This window comes from Hydrogenimonas sp. (assembly GCF_029932565.1).
Taxonomy (GTDB): Bacteria; Campylobacterota; Campylobacteria; order Campylobacterales; family Hydrogenimonadaceae; genus Hydrogenimonas.
This window is the reverse complement of the sequence record NZ_JAOZPV010000075.1, coordinates 1-8,506: the sequence shown is the minus strand read 5'-3', so window position 1 is coordinate 8,506 and position 8,506 is coordinate 1. Positions and strand designations below refer to the sequence as shown.

8 protein-coding genes are annotated in these 8,506 nt (G+C 49.2%); 2 read left to right on the top strand and 6 right to left on the bottom strand.

Annotated elements, in window-relative coordinates:
• Positions 1-122 precede the first annotated feature (122 nt).
• The 6 genes from Q1K24_RS08270 to rpsO form a co-directional block, all read right to left on the bottom strand.
• On the bottom strand, positions 123-1,361 hold the full coding sequence (locus tag Q1K24_RS08270; RefSeq protein ID WP_300368721.1) for an EAL domain-containing protein: 1,239 nt from the start codon (positions 1,359-1,361) through the stop codon (positions 123-125).
• A 13-nt stretch (positions 1,362-1,374) separates the two neighbouring features.
• Entirely contained in the window at positions 1,375-1,905 is a 531-nt protein-coding gene (locus Q1K24_RS08265) for a DNA-deoxyinosine glycosylase (RefSeq protein ID WP_300368718.1), read from the bottom strand.
• Positions 1,889-3,781 carry a molecular chaperone DnaK gene (gene dnaK / locus Q1K24_RS08260; RefSeq protein ID WP_300368715.1) on the bottom strand — a complete coding sequence of 631 codons (1,893 nt, stop codon included), beginning with the start codon at positions 3,779-3,781 and terminating at the stop codon, positions 1,889-1,891. Before dnaK ends, Q1K24_RS08265 begins: the two co-directional genes overlap by 17 nt.
• Positions 3,782-3,876: 95 nt before the next feature.
• A complete protein-coding gene (gene grpE, locus Q1K24_RS08255) occupies positions 3,877-4,434 on the bottom strand; it encodes a nucleotide exchange factor GrpE (RefSeq protein WP_300368712.1) in 558 nt (185 codons plus the stop codon).
• Positions 4,435-5,220: a hypothetical protein gene (locus Q1K24_RS08250; RefSeq protein ID WP_300368709.1), complete on the bottom strand. Its 786-nt coding sequence runs from the start codon at positions 5,218-5,220 to the stop codon at positions 4,435-4,437.
• 287 nt (positions 5,221-5,507) lie between these two features.
• The gene (gene rpsO / locus Q1K24_RS08245; RefSeq protein WP_300368706.1) at positions 5,508-5,780 is read right to left on the bottom strand and encodes a 30S ribosomal protein S15; all 273 of its coding nucleotides are present in this window, start codon (positions 5,778-5,780) and stop codon (positions 5,508-5,510) included.
• A 147-nt stretch (positions 5,781-5,927) separates the two neighbouring features.
• On the opposite strand from rpsO, the gene Q1K24_RS08240 reads away from it, so the two are divergent.
• Together Q1K24_RS08240 and flhA are read left to right on the top strand one after the other, a co-directional pair.
• Positions 5,928-6,332: an Rrf2 family transcriptional regulator gene (locus tag Q1K24_RS08240; protein ID WP_300368703.1), complete on the top strand. Its 405-nt coding sequence runs from the start codon at positions 5,928-5,930 to the stop codon at positions 6,330-6,332.
• A gap of 69 nt (positions 6,333-6,401) precedes the next feature.
• Positions 6,402-8,506, top strand: a 2,105-nt coding sequence (gene flhA / locus Q1K24_RS08235; RefSeq protein WP_300368724.1) for a flagellar biosynthesis protein FlhA, incomplete at its 3' end; no start/stop codon positions are given.

Genomic DNA, 8,506 nt, shown 5'->3' with positions numbered 1-8,506 from the left:
TGGCGTACCTTCTATACGGTCTACCCCAACGTGCTCGCCTGGATCCTGGCGTTCGTCAGTTATCATCTCATTACATAAACTTGGATGCCTCCCACTGAAAGTGGGGGCTGCCACAGTCCCGATTATGCGATGTTGCTTACGTAGCTTTCGATAATCAGCTGCTGTATCGCCTGGGGAGAAACGCCTATCGCCCGTGCATGTTTTGAGCAACTCTCCATATCGAACCGTTCGACATCCGTGACAACCTCGAAATATGGATAGAGTGCTCCTTTTTGGTGCAGAAGCGCCTCTTTGATTTGCGTATCGATCTCGATCTGCTCAAGCAGATTCCGCAAAGGGACTTCAAAAAAACTCTCGGCAAGGGAGACGATACCCATAAAAGCTGCCATATCGGCAAGTTCTCTATTGCCGGTATGCATCTGGACGAACTTTCGCAAAAGCTGGGAACGGAAATAGGCAAGTGCGACGATGGGAGAGTCTTCCAGTTTTTCGATCTTTCCGCTCGCATAATTGAGCAGATAGAGCCAGTTGAGCAGATGGATTTTTCCCAACATCATAATCGCATGGTGAACCGATTTGATGGGAGATCTGAGTCCCATATGGGCCGAATTCAGAAACTGCAGCAGCTGCAGGGAAAGTTTCGGGGCCTGTTCGAATGCGGCTGCGATCTCATCGATAGTCGAACTCTCGTTCATCAGCAGATTGGTCAGATGAATCAGTATCTGCTTCGACGGATCAAGCGATTTCTGCTCCCTGAGTTCCGGTTTGGCGAAAAAATAGCCCTGAAAAAGCGTGCATCCAGCCTCTTTATAGGCTTTGAAGTGTTTGTAAGTCTCCACTTTTTCAGCCAGATATGTGAGGTGGGGGAAACGTCCGAACCAATCTATCATCTCTTTCACGTAGTCGACATCGTTGAGCTGAATATCGATTTTCAGGATATCGATAAAGGGAAAAATCGCTTCGAAATTGTCGAAAAACCTTTCATCGAACGTTACATCGTCGATTGCGAACCGATATCCGGCCGATTTGAGCTCTTCAATCCGGCTTTTCAGCGTATCATCGACCTTTACGTCTTCCAGTATCTCGATGATAAACCGCTCTTTTGGCAGCATCGTAACGACATCACCACTGATAAAATGCTCATCGGCATTGATGAATGCAAATCTGTTTCCCAACAGATTGTTGATGCCGAACTGGTTGAGTGTATTGACGGCTACTCTGCTTGTTGCATAAAGATCATCCAGTGCCTCGACATCGGATATCGAAGGCCTGTTTGAAATATCACGAAAAAGCAACTCGTATGCATACACCTGTTCCGCTTCGTCAACAATGGGCTGTCTGGCGATAAAAATGGAATCCATAACGTAGATGCTATCATATAAAATCTGAAAAACAATCTCTCCATATGTCCAATTTTTCATCAAATCGTTTGGAAGCATAGGCTGGCGAGGGAGAAGGGAGTACAATCTGAGGCAGCGTGATATCGGGAAAATAGCGCCGGAAGAGTTCATAAGCTTTCTTCCCGGTAAACATGATGACCCGAATGTGGGGATGCGTTTTCAGGAGAGAAGGAATATCGTTGGGTTTACAGTGTTGTAGGCCGGTATCGGCCGAATTGCTGCGTTCGCAGCTTTGCACGACATCCCAGAGGGCAAGCCGGTTTCTCTTTAGAAGCAATCGCTTCTCTTCGACTGTTTCGGCCGGCATGTTGAAGATGCTGGAAAGCAACGGCCAGAACTGGTTCCTGGGATGTGCATAATAAAAGTTGTTTTCGAACGATTTGATACTGGGAAACGACCCCAGAATGAGAATGTTGGAGTTGTCGTCGATAATCGGATCGAACGGATGGAAGGCGGGTGAACCACCCGCCTTTTCAGAGGAAATCGTGTTACTCGACTTCGGCATCGATGACGTCTTCGTCGCCACCTTGTTTGGCACCGCCTTCGGCACCGCCGGCAGCCTGTTCACCGCCCTGCTCTTTTTTGTACATCGCTTCGGCGAGTTTGTGACTCACTTCGGTCAGAGCTTTGACTTTCTCATCGATCTGCTCTTTGGTCGCGTTTTCATCTTTGAGCGTCTCTTTGAGGGCATCGAGAGCGGCCTGTACCTTCTCTTTCTCGCCCGCTTCGAGATTGTCGCCCACTTCGCCGAGACTTTTTTCGGTCTGGTAGACCAGTGCATCGGCCTGGTTCTTGGTTTCGATGAGCTCTTTGCGCTTGCGATCCTCCTCTTTGTGGGCTTCCGCATCGCGAACCATCTTTTCGATCTCCTCTTCGCTGAGGCCTGAAGATCCCGTAATCTTGATCTCCTGGGACTTGCCGGTCGCCTTGTCTTTCGCGCTGACGGTCAGGATACCGTTGGCATCGATGTCGAAGGTGACTTCGATTTGAGGCACGCCTCGCGGAGCCGGCGGAATACCGCTGAGCTCGAACTGGCCAAGCGATTTGTTGTCTTTCGCCATTTCACGTTCACCCTGGACGACATGGATCGTAACGGCCGGCTGGTTGTCTTCCGCCGTCGAGAAAATCTGCGACTTCTTGACCGGAATCGTCGTACCTTTTTCGATGATTTTGGTCGTTACACCACCGAGCGTTTCGATACCGAGGCTGAGCGGAGTGACATCGAGCAGGAGTACGTCTTTGACGTCCCCTTTCAAAATACCGCCCTGGATCGCTGCACCGATCGCGACGACTTCGTCCGGATTGACCGATTTGTTCAGCTCTTTGCCGAAAAAGTTCTTGACTTTCTCCTGCACGAGCGGAATACGTGTCGAACCGCCGACCATGACGATCTCTTTGACATCGCTTTTGGCCATTCCGGCATCTTTGAGCACCTCATCGATTTTGGTGATCGTCTTATCAATGAGATCCATAATGAGACTCTCGAACTTCGCTCGTGTCACCTTCATGACCAGGTGTTTCGGTCCGCTGGCATCGGCTGTGATGAACGGAAGATTGATTTCCGTCTCCTGTGCTGCCGAAAGCTCCTTTTTCGCGTTTTCTGCCGCTTCTTTCAGACGCTGAAGCGCCATGACATCTGCTTTCAGATCGATACCATTCTCTTTTTGAAACTCTTCGGCGATGAAATCGATGAGCCGGTTGTCGAAATCGTCACCGCCAAGGAAAGCATCACCACCGGTCGCGAGAACTTCGACAACATTGTCGCCAGTTTCCAGAACCGTCACGTCGAACGTACCGCCGCCCAGATCGTAGACGCAGATCTTTTCGGCCTCTTTCTTGTCCAGACCATAGGCGAGTGCCGCTGCCGTCGGTTCGTTGATGATACGCAGGACGTTCAGACCGGCAATGGTACCCGCCTCTTTCGTCGCTTTTCGCTGCGAGTCGTTGAAATAGGCCGGCACGGTAATGACCGCTTCGGTCACCTCTTCCCCCAGATACGCTTCGGCATCCTCTTTCAACTTCATCAGGATCTTCGCCGAAATCTCCTGAGGCGTATAGGTTTTGCCATCGACTTCGATGGCGCAGGCACCGCTTTTGTCCACGACGTGATAGGGCAGGCGCTTTTTCGCTTCCGCCGCCTTCTCTTCGTTACACATCAGACCCATAATACGCTTGACGCTGTAGATAGTCCGTTCCGGGTTTGTGACCATCTGGCGTTTCGCCGGATCTCCGACGAGCACTTCACCCTTCTCTGTATATGCAACGACAGACGGTGTCGTATTTTTTCCCTCTTTGTTGGCGATAATTTTTCCTTCACCGCCTTCGTAAACCGCCATTGCGGAGTTGGTCGTTCCCAGGTCGATTCCTATTACTTTTCCCATTTTTTTATCTCCTTCCAGAATTTGTTTATATTTAACTTTGAGTCTATTGTACTCAACTTTACTCTACCGTTCTGCTACCTGAGTTGCAAAACTCTTTATTTCGCGACACTGACCATCGCAGGACGCAGCAGTCTCTCTTTATAGGTATAACCCTTCTGCAGTACCTGGACAATCTGGCCGCTTTTATGCTCCTCACTCTCCACCTGCATCACCGCATCGTGGAAATTCGGATCGAAGCCCTGATCGATATCCACCACTTTAATATGATGTTTTTCGAAAGTTTTGATGAATTGATCGAGCGTCAGCTGAATACCCTCGCGCAGTTTTGTCAGATGCTCGTCACCACCCTCTTCCGGCATCGGGATCGATGCAAGTGCAAGCTCAAGCGAATCCATAACCGGTAGCAGATCGCGTGCAAACTCCTCCTGCGCGTAGGCGACACTTTTCTCTTTTTCACGCTCCATACGTTTCTTGATGTTTTCAAACTCGGCATGCATACGAAGATATTTGTCTTCACACGCTTCGAGCTCTTCCCGGCACTTATTCAGCTCTTTTATATCGGGATTCTCCACTTCTCTTTCTACTTCTTCAGCCGATTGTTCGCTTCTTTCCTCTTTTTTTCTCATCTCGTCATCTGTTTTTTTTCCAGCCATTTACACCTCCTTGAAAATCTTCGTAAAATCGTGATCGATCGCTCCCATACAAAATATTTTCGTTGGATGATTGTCGATCAACGCTTCCGTTCGCAACGCCATGAACCCTCTTGGAATGAGAGGTTCGAAATGAAGTCCCATAGAGAACTCCTCGATGACATCTCCATCCAGGAAAATACGCATGTTTCGCTTTCCCCAACTGCTTCGTTTCCCGGCGATTCGGATAATTGCTTCCGGATTGATCGCTGTAATCTGCTCATCATTCTTCGCACGCATCTTGTGGTACAGTGACATCATTCCCACATCTTTCGCGATCTGTTTGACCTCGTCGAGTTCATACCCGATCAAATCGCCCAGAAACGATTCGAGCTGACTCTGATAGCGGATCACATATTCATCCGACTCGAAGACCAGAATCAGAAAACGCTCACCGATCCGCTCAATACTTTGCAGTCTGTTTTTTTTGAAGGGCTTGAGCAATACGAACAGCTCCTCTTTTTCACTGATACGCGCCAGCTCCTCCATCGCGTCACAGATCACTTCCAGATCTTTCAGATGCTTGCGCCAGTAAAATTTCATCGTATTCTCTGTCGGAATCCTTCCACTGCTTTTATGAAGCTGTTCCAGCTCGCCGCGTTCCACCATTTTATTAAAGTAGTAGCGAATCGTTGCAGGTGCGATTTCGAATGGCAGCTTCTCTTTCAGTGTTGCCGACCCGATCGGTTCATGTGTTTGCAAAAAAGTCTTGACAACCGTTTCAAGAATCTCTTCGTATTTCTGTTTCATGCCTATTATTTTAGCACCTATTTTCTAAAATGCCAATAGGATTATACTTAATTGAGTGCATTCGTGTCAAGTTTATTTACTTGAATTGATTATTTAAAGGTTGAATGTTGGGATATGGGGTGTGGGATATGGGGTGTGGGATATGGGGTGTGGGATATGGGGTGTAGGATATGGGATATGGGGTGTGAGTTGAATGGACGAATGAAAATGCCGAAAAGCCGAAAGGAGGAAGTTTGCTCCGTTTACCGTTCACGGTTCACGAAAACGCCGGCTGTCGCCGGCGAAAATTACTTATCTCGGATACCGAGTGAAGAAATGAGTTGGGTGTAGCGGTCGTAATCTTTTCTTTTGAGATAACGAAGCAGACGTTTACGCTGTCCGACAAGTTTCAGAAGACCGAGTCGGGAAGAGTGGTCTTTTTTATTCTCTTTAAGATGGTCTGTCAGGTATTTGATCCGCTCTGTCAACAGTGCGACCTGTACTTCCGGAGAACCCGTATCGTTCTCACCACGTCCGAATTGTTTAATGATTTCAAGCTTTTTAGCCGAATCCAAAGCCATTTCTGACCTCCTGATTGGTTATATTCTCCCATATGTGACTCATTGAGCGCATACAAAGAGTGCGCAATTATACACAACGTTTCTTAAAAAAGCAAAGATTTACATAATTTAGAATAGAATTAATTTCAACATTACATAGGGGGGAGTATGTTACTGACCCGAGCAAGCGAATATGCGTTGCTGTCACTTGCATTGATTGGCGAAAGCGGCGAACCCAAAGATGTCGACACCCTTTCGAAACAGCTCGATATTTCAAAAAGTTTTCTCGCCAAAATTTTACAGAATCTCGCCAAACGCGGCATCCTTGTCTCTTACAAAGGAGCAAAGGGAGGTTTTGCACTCAATAAAAAATTTGAGGAGATCTCCATCCTGGAGGTCATCGAAGCGGCTGAAGGCAAAGCACCATCGGTTTTCGAGTGTTCACCCTCACAGGAGTGCTGCCCGAGTGAAAGAGCCGGCTCGTGCATTATCTGGCCCTTTTTGAATCGTCTCCAGAACAAGATCGACGGTTTTCTCGGAAATCTGACACTTAAAGATATTCTGGAAAAATGAGCGTTATCCATCATATAGAAGGGAAACCGATTGGCTAAAGCGACTCGCACCCGACTTTTTCAACGCGCCATGCCGTTTCTGGAAACCATCGCGAGTGCCAAGGATCTGACAATCGTCGCGATGATCGTCGCCATCATGGCGATCATCATCGTACCTCTTCCAAGTCCCGTTCTCGACTTTTTTCTGACTGTCTCCATCGCCATTTCGGTTCTGATGATTCTCATTTCGGTCTTTATCGAAAAGCCGACCGATTTTACGACCTTCCCGACGATGATTCTGCTCATCACGCTCTACCGTCTCTCTCTGAATATTGCGACGACACGAATGATCCTATCCAAGGGACACGAGGGACCCGAAGCAGTCAGCGACATCATCACCAGTTTTGGTGATTTTGTCGTTGGCGGCAATTATGTCATCGGTATTATCGTCTTCTCTATTATCGTTATTATCAACTTCATCGTCGTCACCAAAGGTGCGACACGCGTCGCCGAAGTGGCTGCACGTTTTACCCTTGACGCGATGCCCGGCAAACAGATGGCGATCGATGCCGACCTCAATGCCGGTCTCATCGACGAAAACGAAGCGAAAACACGGCGCGCCGAAATTCTGCAGGAAGCCAGCTTCTACGGCGCGATGGACGGTTCGAGCAAATTCGTCAAGGGTGACGCGATCGCGGGTATCATCATCACGATCATCAATATCATCGGCGGTTTTCTGATCGGAATGTTTCAGCACGGCATGTCCCTTGCCGACGCGGCCCAGACCTTCACTCTTCTGACGATCGGTGACGGTCTCGTATCGCAGATCCCGGCTCTCATCGTTTCGACGGCTACCGGTATCATCATCACCCGTGCCAGCAAAGACGAAGAGAAAAACTTCGCCGAGGGCGCGATCAATCAGCTCATCCGGGAGTACAAAACACTCTTTATCGTCGGTTTTATTCTGCTCCTCTTCGCTCTGGTCCCGGGCCTTCCGACCCTTCCGCTTACATTCGTCGGTCTTCTTTTCCTGGGGCTGGGATATCTGATTCGAAAACAGGGTATGGAAGAGTCCCTTCTCGGACCGGAACGGGAACGTGCAGCCGGTGCGGAAGAAGAAACGGCACCTCCGACACGTGCGGCACCAACCAAAGAAGAGGAGGAAGCGGCACTCGAAGATATCCTCAAAGTGGAGATGCTGGAACTCGATCTCGGCTATCAGCTCATCAAACTGGCCGATACGAGCCGGGGAGGCGATCTGTTGGAGCGTATTCGAAGCATGCGTCGGAAAATCGCATCCGACTATGGATTTCTGATGCCGCAGGTGCGTATACGGGACAACCTGCAACTCCCGCCCAATGTATACCAGATACTGCTCAAAGGGGTCGAAATCGGAAATGGGGAGGTCTATGCAGACAAATTTCTTGCCATGAACAGCGGTATGGCGACGGAAGAGATCGAAGGCATCCATACGAAGGAGCCGGCCTTCGGACTCGATGCCATCTGGATCGATGCGGACAAAAAGGAAGAAGCGATCATCAAAGGGTATACCGTCATCGACCCCGCGACCGTCATTTCGACCCACATGAGCGAACTGGTCAAAAAACATGCGGAGGATCTTCTGACGCGCCAGGAGGTTCAGGCACTTCTGGAAAAAGTCAAAAAAGATTACCCGGTTGTCGTCGAAGATGCACTCAAAGTCGCTTCGCTGGGATTGATCCAGCGGGTACTCAAACAGCTGCTCCACGAACAGGTTCCGATCAAAGATATGGTCACGATTCTCGAAACGGTCGCCGATGTCGCCGAGTACACCAAAAACGTCGACCTGATCGTCGAACAGGTACGCGCCAGACTTGCACGCGTCATTACCAACCTCTACAAAGACCAGGATGGGATCATCAAACTTCTGACACTCAATGCACCGACCGAGCAGCGTCTGCTCGATCACCTGCAGGAAAACGAATCGGGACGTCAGCTGCTTCTCAATGTCGGGCAGATCAACCAGGTAGTCGAAACAATCAGTGATGAAGCGCAGAAAGTGCTGCAGAAAGGTGTCGCTCCGGTTATCCTCATCGTCGATCCGATGCTGCGTAAGCCGCTTGCAGAGATTTTCGAACGGTTCGGACTCGAAATCGTGGTACTCAGCCATGCAGAAATCGATCCAAACGCCAAATTTGAAGTGCTTGGAAGCGTGGA

Excerpts from the sequence above, each read along its gene's own strand:
- Q1K24_RS08270 (WP_300368721.1), bottom strand. The coding sequence starts at position 1,361 with ATGGATTCCATTTTTATCGCCAGACAGCCCATTGTTGACGAAGCGGAA.
- rpsO (WP_300368706.1), bottom strand. The coding sequence starts at position 5,780 with ATGGCTTTGGATTCGGCTAAAAAGCTTGAAATCATTAAACAATTCGGA.
- Q1K24_RS08265 (WP_300368718.1), bottom strand. The coding sequence starts at position 1,905 with ATGCCGAAGTCGAGTAACACGATTTCCTCTGAAAAGGCGGGTGGTTCA.
- dnaK (WP_300368715.1), bottom strand. The coding sequence starts at position 3,781 with ATGGGAAAAGTAATAGGAATCGACCTGGGAACGACCAACTCCGCAATG.
- Q1K24_RS08240 (WP_300368703.1), top strand. The coding sequence starts at position 5,928 with ATGTTACTGACCCGAGCAAGCGAATATGCGTTGCTGTCACTTGCATTG.
- grpE (WP_300368712.1), bottom strand. The coding sequence starts at position 4,434 with ATGGCTGGAAAAAAAACAGATGACGAGATGAGAAAAAAAGAGGAAAGA.
- Q1K24_RS08250 (WP_300368709.1), bottom strand. The coding sequence starts at position 5,220 with ATGAAACAGAAATACGAAGAGATTCTTGAAACGGTTGTCAAGACTTTT.